We start from the raw sequence: 17,148 nt of genomic DNA, 5'->3' as shown, positions 1-17,148 counted from the left end.
CAGGGGCGCTTTTTTTATTCCCGCGCCACGGTTTCAAGCACGGTGACCGCGCGTGCCGCCGCGGGTGACAACGTGCGCTGCGCCAGCCGCACGATCGCGAACTGCATGGCGATCTCGGGCAGGTCCGGGATCTCCAGCGCCACAAGCCGCCCAGCCTCCAGTTCCTCGCGCACGGCCCGCTCGGGCGCCAGCAGCAGCGCATCGGCATGCCGCACCAGATGCGTCAGCGCGCGGAAGTCATTGCTTTCGACCTGGAACGGCAACTCCTCACCGGGCTTGCAGCGCAGCAGCTTGCGCAACCGCTCGTGCGTTTCCGGCGGGAATACCACCGATACCAGCGCCGATTCGCGCAGCGTGGCCAGATCCACCGGTCCGGCCGCCAACGGATGACCCACCCTGACAAACACCCCGCCCGGCCCGGCCGGCAGCCGTCCCACCTCCAATTCGGCCGCCGTGGGAACCGTGCTGTGCTCGATCACGACGAAATCCACCTGTTCGGCGTGCAGCGCATCGAGCAGCGCCGCCGGATGGCTGACCTCGGTGGCAATCCGCAGCTTCGGCCACTGCCGGTGCAGCCGGCACAGCAACTCCGGCAACAGGATCGCCGCCGGGAACGCCCCCAGTCCAATCTGCACGCTCCCGATCTCGTGCTGCCGCACCAGTGCCAGGTCTCGCGCCAGGCAGCCCGACTCGAACAGAATGCGCCGCGCGCGCTCGGTCACCATCCGCCCCACCGTTGTCAGCGTGACACCGCGGGCACCCCGGTCAAACAGCACCGCGCCGGCCTGCTCTTCCAGCGCCTGGATGCTGCGCGTCAGCGCCGGCTGGCTCAAATGCACGCGCCGCGCGGCCGCCGCCAGCGAGCCTTCTTCCACCACCGCCACCAGATGTTCCAGCCGCTTCAGATTCATATATGCACCATACGCATGCCTGCGATACAAAATTTGCAATTGAATTATAGGTGCGGCGCGCTTTCAATAGACGATCCTTCAAGCCGGAGTCGATTTCCCATGCGCCTTGCCCGCACTGCCATGCTGGTTGCCACCACCCTGACGATGTCCGCCGCGATGGCCGGGCCGAATCCGGCCACGCCGCTGACCGAACAATCGAATGCCGAATGGCTGCGCAAGTTGCCGTTTTCGGACCGGGCCGACTACGAGGATGCAAAGCGCGGGCTTGTGGCACGTTTCCCCGATCGAACGATCAAGACTGCCGATGGCAATGCGGCCTGGGATTTCGGCGCCTATGCGTTTGAATCGGCCGCGGATGCGCCAAACACAGTGAACCCGAGCCTCTGGCGCCTGGCGCAGCTGAACAATGAAGCGGGCCTGTTCAAGGTGACGGACCGCGTGTACCAGGTGCGCGGCGCCGACCTCGCCAACATGAACATCATCGAAGGCGATACCGGACTGATCGTCATCGACACCCTGCTTACCGCTGAAACAGCACGCGCGGCGCTCGACCTCTATTACGCGCATCGCCCACGCAAGCCGATCGTGGCCGTGATCTACACCCACAGCCATGTCGATCACTTCGGCGGCGTACGCGGCATCATCGACGAGGCCGATGTAAAGCGCGGCAAGGTGGATATCCTCGCCCCGATCGGCTTCATGGAAGAAGCTGTCAGCGAGAACGTGCTGGCCGGCAGCGCCATGAGCCGCCGCGCGCAGTATATGTATGGGACCCAGTTGCCCAAGAGCGCCACGGGTCAGGTCGACACGGGCCTGGGCAAGGCCACGGCGCGCGGCACCATGACATTGCTGGCGCCGACTTCATCGATCACCAAGCCGATCGAGACACGCCGCATCGACGGCGTCGACTTCGAATTCCAGCTCACCCCCGGTACCGAGGCACCGGCGGAGATGAACGTCTATCTGCCGCAGTTCCGCACGCTGTGTATCGCCGAGAACGCCGTACGCACTCAGCACAATGTACTGACGCTGCGCGGCGCGCAGGTGCGCGATGCCAAGGGCTGGTCGTATTTCCTGGCGCAGGCATTGCTCCGCTACGGCGAGCGCACCGACGTACTGATCGGCCAGCACCACTGGCCCACCTGGGGCCGCGCGCGGATCGTCGAGATGCTGTCCGATCAGCGCGATATGTACGCGTACCTGAACGACCAGACGCTGCGTCTGATGAACCAGGGCTACACGCCGCTGGACATCGCCGACCAGCTCAAGACGCTACCGCAGCCGCTGGCCAGCAAATGGTATGCGCGCGACTACTACGGCTCCGTCAGCCACAACGTCCGCGCCGTGTACCAGCGTTACCTTGGCTTCTACGATGGCAACCCCGCGCATCTGAATCCGCTGCCGCCCGAGCAGTCCGCCCGGAAGACCATCGAATGGATGGGCGGCGCCAATGCCGTGCTCGCCAGGATGCGCGAAGCCTACGCACGTGGCGAGTACCGCTGGGTCAGCCAGATCGGCAACGAACTGGTGTTCGCCGATCCGTCGAATACCGCCGCGCGCGCGCTGCAGGCCGATGCGCTGGAACAGCTCGGCTATCAGAGCGAGAACGCCACCTGGCGCAATATCTACCTGACCGGCGCGCAGGAGCTGCGCGACGGCGTGGCCAAACCCAGCAGCAGCGCCACCAGTTCGTCGGACCTGGTGCGCGCGCTGACCGTGCCGAACTTCTTCGACTTCCTGGCCGTGCGTCTGAACGCCGACAAGGCGGCCGGCAAGGTGATGACGCTGAACTGGCAGTTCACCGATCTGAAGCAGCGCTATGCGATGACGCTGCGCAACAGCGCGCTGACCTATGTGGCCGAATCCCAGCACGCCCAACCCACCGCCACGGTCATGCTCACCAAGGCCACGCTGGATCAGATCAGCCTGAAGCAACTGACGCTGGCGCAGGCGCTACAGTCCGGTGCCATCCGGATAGACGGCAATCCACAGGCCGTGGCAGGCTTGTTCGGCATGCTCGACACATTCGATCCAAACTTCAACATCGTCACGCCGCACGCCTACCAGAAATAAAAACCGCGCCGAGGAGACAGCATTCATGGGCGATACAAGCTTCGATTACATCATCGTGGGTGCCGGCTCGGCCGGCTGCGCGCTTGCCGGACGGCTGGCCGACCAGGCAGGCGTCACCGTCGGGCTGCTCGAGTCGGGACCCGACGATCATCATCCCAGCGTCTGGACGCCGCTGGCCATTGCGCAAACGGTACCCAAGCCCGGCCCGCGCAACTACGGCCTGCGAACCGTACCGCAGGCCGGACTCAATGGCCGCGAGTCATACCAGCCACGCGGTCGCGGCCTGGGCGGCAGTTCGTCGATCAATGCCATGCTGTACGTGCGTGGCCACCGCAGCGATTACGACCGCTGGGCCGAACTGGGTTGCGAAGGCTGGGGCTACGACGAGGTGCTGCCCTACTTTCGCCGCAGCGAATGCAATCAGCGCAACGCCGGGCGCGATGACGCATGGCATGGCGGCAGCGGACCGCTGCATGTCAGCGATCTGCGCACCCCGAATCCGTTCTCGCGGCGCTTTGTGCAAGCGGCGGCGCAGGCCGGCCTGCCGCTGAACAACGACTTCAACGGCGCGGAGCAGGAAGGTGTTGGCTTGTATCAGGCCACGCAATACAACGGCGAGCGCTGGAACGCGGCGCGCGCCTATCTGCACCGCGGCAATCGCACCGATACCGGTCACAACGGCGGCCGTCAGAACCTTTGCGTGATGACGGACACACAGGCGTTGCGCATCGTGTTCGAGGGCAAACGAGCGGTTGGCGTGGAGGTGATGAGAGACGGTCAAACCCGGACACTGCGCGCGCGACGCGAGGTTATTGTCAGCGGCGGGGCATTTCATTCGCCCCAGTTGCTGATGGCGTCGGGCATCGGCCCGGCCGAACACCTGCGCAGCGTGGGCGTGGAAGTCGTGCACGATCTGCCCGGCGTCGGCCAGAACCTGCAGGACCATCTCGACGTGATCATCGGCAAGCCCGTGGCGTCCTGGGATCTCTACGGCTATTCGCTGCGCGGTGTGGCGCGCATGGCCGGCGAGGTCATGCGCTACCGCTGGCGCCGCACGGGCATGCTGGCGTCGCCAGTCGCCGAAGCAGGTGCGTTCGTCAAGACCAGACCCAATCTGACGGCCCCCGACTTGCAACTGCATTTCGCGCCGGCCCTGCTCGGCAATTCCAACGTCCTGCGTAGCAGCAGGCCCGGCCACGGCTACTCCTGCCACGCCTGCGTATTGCGCCCCGAAAGCCGTGGCACGGTGCAGTTGCAGTCGCCGGACATGCGCGCGGCACCGCTGATCGATCCACGCTTCCTGTCGGCACCGTCCGACCTCGAAGGCATGGTGGCAGGCGTAAAACTGATGCGGCGCATCTTCGCTCAGTCGGCCCTGGCCGATGCGGGCGGCGATGATCCCTTGACCGCCGTACTGGGCAGCGGCGATGGCAACGACGCCGCAATCCGCGATTTCGTGCGCAGCCACGCCGACACCATTTACCACCCGGTTGGCACCTGCAAGATGGGCATCGATGCACTGGCCGTGGTGGACCCCCAGTTGCGCGTGCACGGCGTGGACGGTTTGCGTGTGGTCGATGCCTCGATCATGCCAACGCTGATTGGCGGCAATACCAACGCGCCAACGATCATGATCGCCGAGCGCGCCGCCGATTTGCTGCGCGCTACGACCTGAAGTGGCTATCTGCCCAGGGTGAATCGGACGTATCACCGATCTGCCTGCACGGCCCACCCCGATGCGGACGCGCCAATGACCACGGCATTGGCGCGAATTCTCAGTAACTTGAAAATCAAGGATTGAAGGGTTACTCTCTCAGCAACAGGAGAAGTGCCCATGCCGTCCGTTGATCGTCAATCCGAGGATATCCACACCCCACCCCGCCTGCTGGCCGACCACGTCGCGTTGGACGTGATGAATACCGTAGAGCTGGCGGATGGCGTTGCTACGGACTATTGGCAATCCGACGCCGACGTGGCGGACTGGCTTTCCAAAGTCGGCCTGCTGCCTGTCGGCGCGCCAGCCAAAGCGCCCAAAGGCCTGCTGCAGGCAGCACGGGATCTCCGTGAACTGGTTCGTGGCCTGGTCCTGCGCAGGAAATCAGGCAAGAAGATCGACATATCTGGCTTGAACCTGGCATTGCAGGCCGGCGGCAGTCATCTCGTAGTTCGGACTGAAGCGGATGGGTCGCTGAACCTGCTACGTGTGCACGCGGCCAATAGTGCAGCGGAATACCTGGTGCCGCTGGCGGAATCGGCAGCGGACCTGCTGGTCAATGGGGACTTCGAACTGGTACGCAAATGCGAGAGCGATGCCTGCACGCTCTGGTTCTATGACCGCACCCGATCGCACCGGCGACGCTGGTGCAGCATGGCGCTTTGCGGCAACCGCCATAAAGTGGCCGCCTTCCGCCGACGCGAGGCGGCCACGGACGAAGACGCCTGAGCGCCGAACGGCTGGAAATCGAGCTGGGGAAATCAAGGCAACGGTGGCCGGCGCTGCCGGGACCGTCTGGATACTGTGGCCCGCCCTAGAGGATTCGAACCTCTGACCGCTCGCTTAGAAGGCGAGTGCTCTATCCAACTGAGCTAAGGGCGGATGGCCGTGCCCGTCAGGGCTTGGAAAGCCTTGCCGTTTCGGCAAGGCGTGCATTCTACCCCACTGGTTGCGCAAGGGGAACGCGCTTGCGGACGGTCAAATTCCGTCAAGCGCGGTCGGCACGTGCTACCTGGGATGCTTTTTCAAAATGAACTCGATGGCACACTCGGCGGACGGCGTTCGGGTCTGATCGAGCCGGCCGTTCAGCAGGCTCTGCCGCACGCCGATGTCGACGCGGAAGATCGAGATCGGCGTTACCTCGTCGCACACGGCCCGGACAAAGTCGATGACATTGATCGACACCGGCGACCACGACTGCGTCTTGAACATCGTGAACGTGTGCTTGTGGTCATGATTGAACCGCGAGGGCCAGTGCCCCTGCTCGTAGAGGTCTTCGTCCGGCACCTGGATCACGAGATGGCCGCCCGGCTTCACCACCCGTATCCAGTGCTTGATGGCCACTGCCGGGTCCACCATATGCTCCAGACAGTGGGACGAATAGACGAAATCGAAGGATTCGTCCTCGATCCGCTCCAGGTACTGCGCGTCGCCATGCTGCATGTCGAAGACGAAACAATTCTTCATGGCGGGAAACATGTCGCCGAACAACGCAATGGAGTCGATGCCTCCGCCTACATCGAGACCATTACCGACGAGATACCGTGTTGCATAGCGCGAGTCATGCACGCGACGAAGGATCGAGATCGACGTCGCGCCTGGGATGTTCAGGTGAATCTGCCTAGCCTGTTGGGCAGCATGTTCCGGCCGGATGATATCCATAGATGTTGGCGCAAAGCGCGTTGCAGTAATCCGCACATCTATAGCATCGGCGATACACGCCCGAAATCAGAGTCCGACGAAACTGACGCGTGAACAAACGACGGCGCGAACATACGCGCGCGCCGGATTGCCATGCCTCAGGAAGACTCGCGTTCGCGCACCCGCGGGCGGCGCGGCATGCCGGCACCCTCGGCGGTGTCATGCGACGACACGCAATTGCGCCCCATCTGTTTGGCATCGTAAAGCGCGCGGTCGGCGCGGCGCATCATCGCGTCGGCGTTTTCTCCCGGCTGACGCTCGGCCATGCCGATACTGACCGTGTACGCGATGGCGTCGGGTTCCGACGGGCACGGTGCGGATCTCACCAGCGCGCTCAGACGCACGCTGATGGCACGGCCCGTTTCCAGCGTGGTGTCGGGCATCGCAATCGCGAATTCCTCGCCGCCCAGCCGTCCGAGCACCGCCCGTTCGGGCGCCGCCTTGCGCAACAGGCCAGCGAAATGACGCAGCACGCTGTCGCCGGCCAGATGCCCGTAAAGATCGTTGATGGCCTTGAAGTGATCGAGGTCGATGAACGCCACGGTGAACGGTGCGCGTTGGCGTTCCGCCAGCTTGCAGGCGCCTTCGAGTTCTTCCCAGAACGCACCTCGGGACAGCACGTCGGTCAGGTCGTCATGCCGCGCCCGGCGTTCGATGATGCGCCGCAGCCGGTCATGGGCCATCAGCGCAAAGCTGACCGACAGTCCGACCACGCCAAAGACAAAGCAGACCGTAATGCTGTCGCGCTCGTCCGGGGTGACCAGCGGATGTCCATCCACCAGCGTGGACAGCGGCGCCCAGGCCTGCGCGCCCGCGATCACAGTGCAGGCCAGCGCCACCAGTGTCAGCGACAGCACCGCCAGCCGCCCCATCCCCCGCTTCATGGGCAGGCGCGGCAGGGTCACCCGGATCATTTCCAGCAGCAGCATCATCTGGATTGCCGATGCGCCCAGCATGAGTCCGGCCACGGTCGAAGGCGAGGCCACTACGGCAACGATGGGCGATAGTTCGCCGGGCACCATGCCCGCCAGTCCGATGCCGGCGTGCAACGCCAGTACCACCAGACCAGGCAGATTCAGCAGGAAAAGCACCGCGGCCCGTCCGGGCTTGCCGACGAAGTGGCGAGTACCGTGGACCATCAGCGACAGACCCATCGTCAACGCCAGTTCCGGCGTGGCCGCCAGGGGCCATTCGGGACGATAGATATGGATGGCCAGCAATACCGCGGCCAGAGTCACGACCAGATCGCCGAGTGCCCACGAGGTGAGCCCGCTGCGCTCCATACCGGCCGAGCGCCGCAACACGGCACAGACGATCGCCATCTGCAGCGCGAACAAGGCTGCGATCAGCACTACCACCTGCGACTGAAACATCTTCATTCCCGTTCACAAAGGCCTTGCCGGTGCTCCGCACGCACCTGGCGGCCCTTCTGTTTGCGGCCTGCGAACAGCCGTCCTTGTATTGTTTCCGCAGGTCCGGCAGGCCTTGGAGCCTTCGATGCGCAGGCATCGAGGGCAAGGCTTGGCTCTCAGGCACTGTCCAGGCCGCCCGCGTCGCAAAGCGGGGGTGGCGTGCCATAGTTGTGATAGTCGGGACCTGGTCCGGGTGGGCACAGCAAGAAAAGGCGCGAAGCGCCGGTCGGACCGTTGCGGTGTGCGGATTATGTCAGCGCGACGCCTCAAGTCAAGCCAAATAAGATCCCGCCTGAAGCAGGGTACTGGCCCCGCACACGCCGCGTCACTTTCGCGTAGTCGAATCTTTCAAAAGACACATTTGACCTGGCACCCCAGCTCGATATAGAATCGCCGGCTTCGGAGCGTAGCGCAGCCTGGTAGCGCATCTGATTTGGGATCAGAGGGTCGTAGGTTCGAATCCTATCGCTCCGACCATATTTGCAGGCAGTTCTAGGTAGTCGAAGGGTTCACGCTGAATGGCGTGAACCCTTTTTGTTTTGACACAGCCCAACCTGCCACCCACGTGGCGATGCCTCGCGCCGCCCGTTATGACGGATTGTGCGCATGCGGCCTTCCGGCGGCTGAAGGGAATGCGGCGCCGCACAACCGCCTCGGGCGCGTGCGCATAACGTTTCCCCATTGATCAAGTCACTGATGCTGCGCCTGCGAAGGTCGTGGATCGTGCTACAATCGCGCGTCAGTTCGGGGTGTCTGTGCATGCCCTGTAACCGGGATAGCGCCGCCTGGCGCACTGGACAAAACGCCGCCCCGCCCCCATATCACCCGATACGTGGAAAGCCGGAAGCGTTGCCGGCCCCGGAAACACCTTGCCCGCTGTCCCCGTGATGTACACGGCTGCGCCATTTGCTCGCGCAATCGAAGTGGCAAGGCAATCGTCAGGGTCTCCGCGCCCCTTCTCGATTCTCTGACCCGCCTGGCTTCCATTCGCCCGGCCCGTCGGATTGCTTCCCGGAAAAGTCTCGCGCGGCTGCCGCCAATGGCGGTGGAGCGTGGATGCGCACGACCTACCGGGCGCCCCACAGAATACTCACTAACTTAACGCAACCTGCAAGGGTTGCCACAAAGGAAAACAGATTGGCTAAGGAAGAACTCATTGAATTTGGCGGCGTGGTGTCGGAAGCCCTGCCCGACAACCGTTATCGCGTGACGCTGGAAAACGGCGTGGAAATCTGGGCATACGCTTCGGGCAAGATGCAGAAGCACCGCATCCGCATCTTGGCCGGCGATCGCGTGACCCTGGAAATGTCGCCCTACGACCTGACCAAGGGCCGCATCAACTTCCGCCACAAGTCCTGAGTTCGCCGCACGCGGCCGATGCACCGCTGTCACGCGGTTGACATCGCCGCTGCCGACACTAACGGGCTATCCGTGGGCCTTGCCCACTGGATGGCCCGTTTTGTTTTTTGGCGGCGGTATCGCGATTTTCTTGCGACGCCTGCCGTGGCTCACCATACTCAAGGCTCGACGAAGCCCCCTGCCAACCATGAATCTGATTCTGTGGCGCCACGCCGAGGCCGAGGATTTGCCGGATGCGCTGAGCATCTCGCGCAGCGCGGACCTGCAGCGTCCGCTCACCCGCCGAGGCCGCAAGCAGGCCGAAGCATCCGCTGACTGGCTGCGCGGCCATCTGCCGGCCGATTACCGCGTGGTTTGCAGCCCCGCCCTCCGCACGCGGGAAACCGCCGCCGCTCTCTCCGGCAAGGCCGAAATCCTGGAAGACCTGGCCCCCGGCGCCGATGTAGGCGCCGTGCTGGCTGCCATCGACTGGCCTCAGGGCCACGACCACACCGTGGTAGTGGGCCACCAGCCCTGGATCGGCCAACTCGCCAGCCTGCTGCTCGCCGGCCAGGAAATCCCCTGGAGCGTCAAGAAAAGCGGCATCTGGTGGCTGGCCGGCCGCACCCGCGAGCACGAAGCCCAGGTTGTACTCCGCGCGGTGATCCAACCCGACTTCCTTTAAACGTTTCACGACGGTTGTGACGCCAAAAGCGCGCAGCCGTCGCAACTTTGCCATCAGTTCGAACTTCTAGAGAAACTGCGATGTGCGCGAGCGGAGGCCTGCTCTATGTTTAAGGCCTACGTAGCGACAATGATGTGTCAGTCACAGAACCGTCATCATCAGTTCACGTCGCTGTCACCCGGCCTCTCTACATTGTTTCGAAGCCGTTTCGTCACCGAAAGGACATACTGATGCGAGATCTTCCGACGCCTACCCAGCCGCTTTTCGACTCCTTGCCCACTGGCTTTTCTGGCCAGTCGGCGCGGAGGCGTCTTCCTCGTCAGCCAGCACAACACCAAACCCAGGTTCAAGCTCCGGCGCCTGCTTTCAGCGTGGCGTGGGCACGTCACCAAGACGAAGTAGCCGAGGCCCAGCGCCTGCGCTACAAGGTGTTCGCCGAGGAAATGGGCGCGCGCCTGCAATCCTCGGTCAATGAGACCGACGTCGATATGTTCGACGCCTACTGCGACCACCTGATCGTGCGCGACCAGGAAACGCTCAAGGTGGTTGGCACCTACCGCGTACTGCCGCCGCACCAGGCCAAGCGTATCGGCTGCCTCTACGCCGAATCCGAATTCGATCTCGTCCGCCTGGCGCACCTGCGCCCGAAGATGCTGGAACTGGGCCGCTCGTGCGTGCACCGCGACTATCGCTCGGGCAGCGTGATCATGGCCCTGTGGGGCGGCCTGGGCGAATACCTGCAGCGCTACAACCTCGAATCGATGCTCGGCTGCGCAAGCGTGCCGATGAGCGACGGTGGCCACTACGCCGCCAGCCTCTATCGTCAGTTCGCGGAAAAGTCGCTGGCACCGATCGAATATCACGCCTTCCCGCGCGTGCCGCTGCCTGTCGACGACCTGAACCAGACGCTCGACGTGGAACCGCCCGCGCTGATCAAGGGCTATCTGCGCCTTGGCGCAAAAATCTGCGGTCTGCCTGCCTGGGACCCCGACTTCAACGTTGCCGACTTCCTGACATTGCTGCGCGTGCGCGACATGAACCCGCGCTATGCCCGGCATTTCCTGGGTCTTCAATCGGCCTGACCCGCTGATCGGCAGCCCACCACCACCGGACGAAACGGCAACTCGAACCGGCATCGCAAACAAAAAACGGCGACTCGATCGAGTCGCCGTTTTTCATTCGGCAGCAGCGCGCCGCTGTCTGCTTCAGACGTACACCACCTTGTAGCGCTTGCCTACCCGCTCCCACTCGTCGGCCTCCTGGGCCAGGCTGTATTCCACCAGCGGATTGGCATCGATCCAGGACTTCGGCAACCGGACCTCGAACCCTTCGTCGAGTTCGTCCGAACGTTGCCTGACCTGGATGTCGGGCAGCTTCATATCGCCGCGCCGCCGGCACAGGACAAAGGCCAGCCGCAGACTGAACAGCATGCGCCAGTCCACGAACTTGCCGCTGCCGGACAACTTGCCCAGCTTGCCCGCATGACCCAGCAGCAGGGTGGCCAGGCGCGCCTGGTCGGTCTTGGAAAAGCCCGGCATATCCGCATGCGTGGAGATATAGGCCGAATGCTTGTGGTAGCCGCTGTGCGAGATCGTCATGCCGATTTCGTGCAGATTGGCGGCCCAGCCCAGCAGCGCGAGGTTGTCCTCCCGGCGTTCGTTGCGTGGCTCGGGGAACTGCGCCAGCAGGTTGCGCGCGGCCTGGCCTACACGGGTCGCCTGCGCACGGTCCACGGCGTAGCGGCGCATGAACTGGTCCACGGTCACCGTCCGCATGTCCTCGTGATGGCTGCGGCCAAGCAGGTCGTACAGCACACCCAGGCGCAGCGCACCGTCGGTGACATCCATGCGGTCGATATCGAGTTCGGCGAACACGCCGAGCATGATGGACAGCCCGCCCGGCAGCACCGGAATGCGATCGGCCTTGAGGCCGGTCAGCTTGACCCGGTTGGTGTTCTCGGCCTTGATCAGCGAGCGCTTCAGTCGCTCGAGCCCTTCACGCGTGATGCCATGCTCGGACGTGCTGTCGTTCATGCCATTCAGCTCGATCAGCTCGGCCAGCGCGCGTGCCGTACCCGAAGAACCCACCGCCTGCTGCCAGCCGGCCGCCTTGTACTGGCGCACCAGCACCTGGATCTCGCGGCGTGCCGCCAGCTCGGCCTGCTTGAACGCGTATTCGTCGACGTTGCCGCTCGGAAAGAACTGGCGACTATGCGATACGCAGCCGATGTAAAGACTCTCCATCAGCTTTGACTGATAGCCACTGCCAATGATGAATTCGGTGGAGCCGCCGCCGATATCGACGACCAGCCGGTTGCCCTGGCACGCCGGCGCGTCATGCGACGCGCCCAGGTAGATCAGGCGGGCCTCTTCGCGGCCAGCGATCACTTCGATCGGGAACCCGAGCGCGGCTTCCGCCTCGATCAGGAAGTCCGATGCATTCTTGGCCACGCGCAACGTATTGGTGGCTACCGCACGCACCTGCTCGGGCGCGAAATCGCGCAGGCGGTCGCCAAATCGGCGCAGCGCATCAACGCCGCGGCGGCGCGCCGGCTGGTCCAGATACTTGTCCGGCGTCAAGCCAGCGGCCAGCCTGACGGGTTCGCGCAGGGCATCGACCTGGAAGATCTGGCTGGCTGGGCCCGAGGCCGTAGGCGTTTCATCCACCCGCCCGATCATCAGGCGGAAGCTGTTGGAGCCCATATCGACGGCGGCCAGCAAGCGGGGATTCTGTGTCATTGCGTCAGTATTGCGCGGGATAGGCCAACAATGGCCAAGCCCGTGAGATTATGTCTCTGTCATGTCCGGATCATGACAAAATCAAAGTGTCATCAAATTGACACGATTTTATGAAAAAGTCGCCACATCGCCAAAACAAGGTCCTAGACATGTCGACGACTCCGCCCGGCACGCTGCTAAACCGCGAGCTGGGCATTCTGGAATTCAACACGCGCGTCCTCGCGCAAGCCGCCGACCCCAATGTTCCGTTGCTGGAACGGCTGAAATTCATCTGCATCGTATCCAGCAACCTGGACGAGTTCTTTGAGATCCGGATGGCCGGTCTGAAGGAACAGATGCGCGACAACGCGTCGGGTCTGACACCCGACGGCCTCTCGTTCCAGCAGACCTACCAGCTTGTCACCGAGCGCACGCAGCGCCTCGTGGCCTCGCAGTATGACATGCTGCAGAACGTCATTTTCCCCGCGCTGGAAAAAGAAGGCGTGTTTTTTCACCTGACGGGAACCTGGACGGACGCCCAGCGCGCCTGGGCGCGCGATTTCTTCGTACGCGAACTCGGTCCGGTGCTGACGCCGATCGCGCTGGATCCTGCGCACCCGTTCCCGCGCGTGCTCAACAAGAGCCTGAACTTCGTGATCGAGCTGTCCGGAAAGGACGCGTTTGGCCGCGAAGCGGACCTGGCCATCGTGCAGGCGCCTCGTGCGCTGCCGCGCGTGGTGCGCATGCCCGAAAAGCTGTCGGGCTATCCGTATGGCTTCGTGATGCTGTCGTCGTTCATGCAGGCATTCGTGCATGAGCTGTTCCCGGCCATCGAGGTCCAGGGCTGTTATCAGTTCCGCGTCACGCGCAACTCCGACCTGTTCGTATCCGAGGATGACATTACGGATCTGCGCGAAGCGCTGCAGGGCGAACTGCCTACACGCCACTTTGGCGACATGGTGCGCCTGGAAGTGTCGTCGGACACGCCGCCCGCGCTGGCACGCCGGCTGCTGCTGGAATCGGGCCTGACGGACCAGGACCTGTATCGCGTGAGCGGCCCGGTGAACCTGGTGCGCCTGATGCAGATTCCGGATCTGGTGGACCGCCCTTCCCTCAAATATCCGCCGCACGTACCCGCGCCGGTAAAGGCATTTCCGCCTGGCACGAATATGTTCGATGTGATTCGCCAGCGCGACGTGCTGCTGCATCATCCGTACGAAAGCTTCGCCTCGGTTCTGGACCTGCTCCAGGCCGCCGCCAACGATCCGAACGTGGTCGCCATCAAGCAGACGGTTTATCGCACCGGCAATGAGTCCGCGGTCATGGAAGCGCTGATGACGGCTGCCCGCAACGGCAAGGAAGTGACCGTCGTGGTGGAGCTGCTGGCGCGCTTTGACGAAGAAACCAATATCAACTGGGCCGAGCGGCTGGAATCCGCCGGGGCCCATGTGGTCTATGGCGTGGTGGGCCACAAGTGCCACGCCAAGATGCTGCTGATCGTGCGCCGCGAGCCGGCCAGCCCGAAGGCCAAGAACTCGATCCTGCGGCGCTATGTGCATCTAGGCACCGGCAACTACCATCCGCGCACCGCACGCCTCTATACGGACTTTGGTCTGCTCACCGCAAACGAGCAGGTCTGCGAGGACGCGCATCACGTCTTCCAGCTGCTGACGGGCACCGCTGGCACGATTCGGCTGAACCACCTGTGGCAGTCGCCGTTCACGATGCACAGCAACCTGGTCGAGCACATCCGCGCCGAGGCCCGCAACGCGCGCGCCGGCAAGCGCGCACGTATCATCGCCAAGATGAACGCGCTGCTTGAGCCAACGATCATCGACGAACTTTACAAGGCGTCGCGCGCCGGCGTGAAGATCGACCTGATTGTGCGCGGCGTCTGCGCCTTGCGTGCGGGCGTGCCGGGTATGTCGGAGAACATTTCGGTGCGCTCGATCGTCGGGCGCTTTCTGGAACACCACCGCGTCTACTACTTCCACGCGGCTGGCGAAGATGTTCTCTACCTGTCGAGCGCCGACTGGATGGACCGGAACCTGTTCCGCCGCGTGGAGGTCGCATTCCCGATCCTGGACCGCTCGCTCAAGGCGCGCGTGATCAAGGAAGGCCTGCAGGTACATCTGCACGACAATGTGTCGGCGTGGGTCATGGAACCCAATGGCGAATACGTACGCAAGGCTTCGCGTGCGAAGGTGCAGCGCGTGAGCCAGCAGGAACTGCTTTTGAAGTTCGGCACGTAAGGGCCGTCAAACCGGCCGCCTAACCGGCCGCGCAAAGAAAAAGGCCGCTACGCCTCGGTGTAGCGGCCTTTCTTTTTAAGGCAGGCAGATCGGCGCCGCGAGCGGCGCGCGGGTATGATCAGGCAGCGTAGCGCGGAGCGTCGCCCGCCTGGGACAGCGGTTGCGCGGCGTCCGGTTCGTAGCCGCTGCGGTCCACGGGAAAGACGATGCGGAAGGTGCTGCCGCGGCCAACTTCGCTCGTCACGCGCAGGTCGGCATGGTGGCGCGACAGCACGTGCTTGACGATGGCCAGGCCCAGCCCGGTGCCACCGGTATCGCGCGAGCGGCTGCGGTCCACGCGATAGAAGCGTTCGGTCAGGCGCGGGATATGCTCGGGCGCGATGCCCAGGCCGGTATCGCTGACCGAGAACACCGAATGGCCATCGGTAAAGGTCATTCGAATGGCAATGCGGCCACCGTCCGGCGTATAGCGCACCGCGTTGGACACGAGATTGCCCAGCGCCGACAGCAGCTCCCCTTCCGATCCACGCAACACCACCGCGGTATCGATCTCGGTTTCGATATCGTGCCGGCCCTGCGACAGCGCCTCGGCATCGTGCACCAGATGCGCGGCCAGGCCGGCCACGTTGACGCGATCGTGCGCGGGCGGCTGCGCGTCCGATTCCAGCTTGGCCAGCGCCAGCAGGTCTTCGACGATATGCTGCATCCGCATCGACTGCACCAGCATCATATCGACGTAGCGCTTGCGGTCTTCTTCCGATACGGGCAGGTCGCGCACCGTTTCCAGAAAGCCGGTCAGCACCGTCAGCGGCGTCTTCAGTTCGTGCGAAACGTTCGCCACGAAGTCGCGCCGCATCGCCTCGGTGTTTTCGACCTTGGTGATGTCCTGCGTCAGCACGAGCTTGCGATTTTCGCCATACGGCAGGATCTGCACCGACGTGATATTGCGCTTGTGCTCGCCCATATCGCGCATGATCAGCGGCTCGTCATAGCGCTCGCGCGTCAGGTAGTGCACGAATTCGGGCCGGCGGATCAGGTGCGTGATGCGCTGGCGCACGTCGCGCCTAGCATTCAGGCCGAAGTGCTGCTCGGCCACGCCATTGCACCATTCGATCTGGTCGGCGTCATCGAGCATCAGCACGCCATACGGCGACGCCTGGATAGCCTGGATGAAACGCGTGTGCTGCTGCTCCACCTGCAGAACCTGCGTGCGCCAGCGCTTGACCAGGCGGTGCAGCCGGTAATACACCTCGCCCCAGAGGCCAAGTGCGCTCGGAATCTCGCCATAGGCCGGCGCGTCGAGCACCCGCCACAGACGGTTGATCTGGAACAGGTAATAGCCGAGCAGGCCAAACAGCGCGATGCAAAGGAATAGCAGGCCGGGAACGGCGCCGGCGGTGACGTACAGACCGGCGGCGATGACCGCCAGGCCGACGAGGATGGCCACGGATCGGGCCCAGATGACATTCATGCGAGGAGTAGAAGAGGTTCAGACCGCGTTCGCATTGCGGCACAGTCTGCCACAACAAGCGCCACGGCGTGGCATACAGCCGGCATTATCCGACATCGGCCGGCGCGGCCCCCGCTGCTCCGCCGCCGGCCGGCCACATCAGTGGCTCGGCGATCGCGCCAGACGATAGCCGCTGCCGCGAACAGTCTCGATCATGTTGCTGTACCCGCCAGGCGTCAATGCGGCACGCAGACGCTTGATGTGCACGTCGACGGTACGTTCTTCCACGAACACGTGGTCGCCCCACACCTGATCCAGCAATTGTGACCGGCTATGCACCCGCTCCGGATGGGTCATCAGGAAATGCAGCAGACGGAACTCGGTCGGACCCAGATCGAGCTTGATCGGGCCGCTGTCGTCCTGTCCGGTCACGCGATGCGTGGCGGGGTCCAGCCTCAGGCCGTTGATGGCTACCACGTCGTCGGTCAGCTGCGGTGCGCGGCGGCGCAGCACAGCCTTGATGCGGGCCAGCAGTTCCTTGGGCGAGAACGGTTTGGTCACATAGTCGTCCGCACCGGCTTCCAGTCCCATGACCTTGTCCTGCTCTTCGCTACGCGCGGTGAGCATGATGATCGGGATCTGCTTGGTGCGATCGTTGGTCCGCAGCTCCTTGGCGAAGGTTGCCCCGGACTTTCCCGGAAGCATCCAGTCCAGCAGCACGAGATCGGGCAACACGTCGCTCATCAGCGACAGTGCCTGCTCGGCGTTATAGGCGCGAATCGGATAGTGTCCCGCGTGCTGGAGATTGACGGCAATCAGCTCGGCGATTGCCGGTTCGTCTTCGACAACGAGAATACTGCTCGGCATGTATTTTTTCTCCGCTTATCAGTCCTGG

At 63.6% G+C, this 17,148-nt stretch carries 13 protein-coding genes and 2 tRNA genes; 8 read left to right on the top strand and 7 right to left on the bottom strand.

Going from position 1 to position 17,148, the window contains the following annotated elements; genetic code table 11:
• Positions 1-14 precede the first annotated feature (14 nt).
• Positions 15-911 carry a LysR family transcriptional regulator gene (locus tag AC3FLX_RS15860; protein ID WP_488698044.1) on the bottom strand — a complete coding sequence of 299 codons (897 nt, stop codon included), beginning with the start codon at positions 909-911 and terminating at the stop codon, positions 15-17.
• Between the two features lie 99 nt (positions 912-1,010).
• Between AC3FLX_RS15860 and AC3FLX_RS15855 the strand changes: the two genes are divergently transcribed.
• The 3 genes from AC3FLX_RS15855 (at position 1,011) to AC3FLX_RS15845 (ending at position 5,427) form a co-directional block, all read left to right on the top strand.
• Positions 1,011-2,984 (top strand): alkyl/aryl-sulfatase, encoded by a 1,974-nt coding sequence (locus tag AC3FLX_RS15855; RefSeq protein WP_488698042.1) that lies wholly within the window; start codon positions 1,011-1,013, stop codon positions 2,982-2,984.
• 25 nt (positions 2,985-3,009) lie between these two features.
• Positions 3,010-4,659: a GMC family oxidoreductase gene (locus AC3FLX_RS15850; RefSeq protein ID WP_488698040.1), complete on the top strand. Its 1,650-nt coding sequence runs from the start codon at positions 3,010-3,012 to the stop codon at positions 4,657-4,659.
• A gap of 159 nt (positions 4,660-4,818) precedes the next feature.
• Positions 4,819-5,427 (top strand): CGNR zinc finger domain-containing protein, encoded by a 609-nt coding sequence (locus AC3FLX_RS15845; RefSeq protein ID WP_488698038.1) that lies wholly within the window; start codon positions 4,819-4,821, stop codon positions 5,425-5,427.
• 76 nt (positions 5,428-5,503) lie between these two features.
• On the opposite strand, the gene AC3FLX_RS15840 is transcribed toward AC3FLX_RS15845, so the two are convergent.
• The 3 genes from AC3FLX_RS15840 to AC3FLX_RS15830 all read right to left on the bottom strand — a co-directional run bounded on the left by AC3FLX_RS15840 (position 5,504) and on the right by AC3FLX_RS15830 (position 7,772).
• Positions 5,504-5,580, bottom strand: a tRNA-Arg gene (locus tag AC3FLX_RS15840).
• Positions 5,581-5,706: 126 nt separating this feature from the next.
• Positions 5,707-6,360, bottom strand: a complete 654-nt coding sequence (locus tag AC3FLX_RS15835; protein ID WP_488698036.1) for a class I SAM-dependent methyltransferase — start codon at positions 6,358-6,360, stop codon at positions 5,707-5,709.
• Positions 6,361-6,497: 137 nt separating this feature from the next.
• Positions 6,498-7,772 carry a GGDEF domain-containing protein gene (locus tag AC3FLX_RS15830; protein WP_488698365.1) on the bottom strand — a complete coding sequence of 425 codons (1,275 nt, stop codon included), beginning with the start codon at positions 7,770-7,772 and terminating at the stop codon, positions 6,498-6,500.
• Between the two features lie 439 nt (positions 7,773-8,211).
• Here AC3FLX_RS15830 and AC3FLX_RS15825 point away from each other — a divergent pair.
• The 4 genes from AC3FLX_RS15825 to AC3FLX_RS15810 all read left to right on the top strand — a co-directional run bounded on the left by AC3FLX_RS15825 (position 8,212) and on the right by AC3FLX_RS15810 (position 10,916).
• Positions 8,212-8,288, top strand: a tRNA-Pro gene (locus AC3FLX_RS15825).
• A gap of 660 nt (positions 8,289-8,948) precedes the next feature.
• Positions 8,949-9,170: a translation initiation factor IF-1 gene (gene infA / locus AC3FLX_RS15820; RefSeq protein WP_008641674.1), complete on the top strand. Its 222-nt coding sequence runs from the start codon at positions 8,949-8,951 to the stop codon at positions 9,168-9,170.
• Between the two features lie 187 nt (positions 9,171-9,357).
• Positions 9,358-9,834, top strand: a complete 477-nt coding sequence (locus tag AC3FLX_RS15815) for a SixA phosphatase family protein (RefSeq protein ID WP_488698034.1) — start codon at positions 9,358-9,360, stop codon at positions 9,832-9,834.
• Positions 9,835-10,064: 230 nt separating this feature from the next.
• Positions 10,065-10,916 (top strand): GNAT family N-acetyltransferase, encoded by an 852-nt coding sequence (locus AC3FLX_RS15810; RefSeq protein WP_488698032.1) that lies wholly within the window; start codon positions 10,065-10,067, stop codon positions 10,914-10,916.
• A gap of 123 nt (positions 10,917-11,039) precedes the next feature.
• Here AC3FLX_RS15810 and ppx read toward each other — a convergent pair whose 3' ends face one another.
• On the bottom strand, positions 11,040-12,572 hold the full coding sequence (gene ppx, locus AC3FLX_RS15805) for an exopolyphosphatase (protein ID WP_488698030.1): 1,533 nt from the start codon (positions 12,570-12,572) through the stop codon (positions 11,040-11,042).
• A 110-nt stretch (positions 12,573-12,682) separates the two neighbouring features.
• Here ppx and ppk1 point away from each other — a divergent pair, with 110 nt between their 5' ends.
• A complete protein-coding gene (gene ppk1 / locus AC3FLX_RS15800; RefSeq protein WP_488698029.1) occupies positions 12,683-14,803 on the top strand; it encodes a polyphosphate kinase 1 in 2,121 nt (706 codons plus the stop codon).
• Positions 14,804-14,921: 118 nt separating this feature from the next.
• On the opposite strand, the gene phoR is transcribed toward ppk1, so the two are convergent.
• Together phoR and phoB are read right to left on the bottom strand one after the other, a co-directional pair.
• On the bottom strand, positions 14,922-16,274 hold the full coding sequence (gene phoR, locus AC3FLX_RS15795; RefSeq protein ID WP_488698028.1) for a phosphate regulon sensor histidine kinase PhoR: 1,353 nt from the start codon (positions 16,272-16,274) through the stop codon (positions 14,922-14,924).
• A 138-nt stretch (positions 16,275-16,412) separates the two neighbouring features.
• Positions 16,413-17,120, bottom strand: a complete 708-nt coding sequence (phoB, locus tag AC3FLX_RS15790; protein ID WP_066735924.1) for a phosphate regulon transcriptional regulator PhoB — start codon at positions 17,118-17,120, stop codon at positions 16,413-16,415.
• Positions 17,121-17,148: the final 28 nt, after the last annotated feature.

Source organism: Cupriavidus sp. 291-E7 (assembly GCF_057798835.1).
Note: the sequence above shows the minus strand (reverse complement) of the source record. Positions and strands in the feature narration are given on the sequence as shown.

What these genes read in the sequence shown, in the direction of transcription:
- AC3FLX_RS15860 (WP_488698044.1), bottom strand. Translation starts at nt 911, where the DNA reads ATGAATCTGAAGCGGCTGGAACATCTGGTGGCGGTGGTGGAAGAAGGC.
- AC3FLX_RS15855 (WP_488698042.1), top strand. Translation starts at nt 1,011, where the DNA reads ATGCGCCTTGCCCGCACTGCCATGCTGGTTGCCACCACCCTGACGATG.
- AC3FLX_RS15850 (WP_488698040.1), top strand. Translation starts at nt 3,010, where the DNA reads ATGGGCGATACAAGCTTCGATTACATCATCGTGGGTGCCGGCTCGGCC.
- AC3FLX_RS15845 (WP_488698038.1), top strand. Translation starts at nt 4,819, where the DNA reads ATGCCGTCCGTTGATCGTCAATCCGAGGATATCCACACCCCACCCCGC.
- AC3FLX_RS15835 (WP_488698036.1), bottom strand. Translation starts at nt 6,360, where the DNA reads ATGGATATCATCCGGCCGGAACATGCTGCCCAACAGGCTAGGCAGATT.
- AC3FLX_RS15830 (WP_488698365.1), bottom strand. Translation starts at nt 7,772, where the DNA reads ATGTTTCAGTCGCAGGTGGTAGTGCTGATCGCAGCCTTGTTCGCGCTG.
- AC3FLX_RS15815 (WP_488698034.1), top strand. Translation starts at nt 9,358, where the DNA reads ATGAATCTGATTCTGTGGCGCCACGCCGAGGCCGAGGATTTGCCGGAT.
- AC3FLX_RS15810 (WP_488698032.1), top strand. Translation starts at nt 10,065, where the DNA reads ATGCGAGATCTTCCGACGCCTACCCAGCCGCTTTTCGACTCCTTGCCC.
- ppx (WP_488698030.1), bottom strand. Translation starts at nt 12,572, where the DNA reads ATGACACAGAATCCCCGCTTGCTGGCCGCCGTCGATATGGGCTCCAAC.
- ppk1 (WP_488698029.1), top strand. Translation starts at nt 12,683, where the DNA reads ATGAAAAAGTCGCCACATCGCCAAAACAAGGTCCTAGACATGTCGACG.
- phoR (WP_488698028.1), bottom strand. Translation starts at nt 16,274, where the DNA reads ATGAATGTCATCTGGGCCCGATCCGTGGCCATCCTCGTCGGCCTGGCG.
- phoB (WP_066735924.1), bottom strand. Translation starts at nt 17,120, where the DNA reads ATGCCGAGCAGTATTCTCGTTGTCGAAGACGAACCGGCAATCGCCGAG.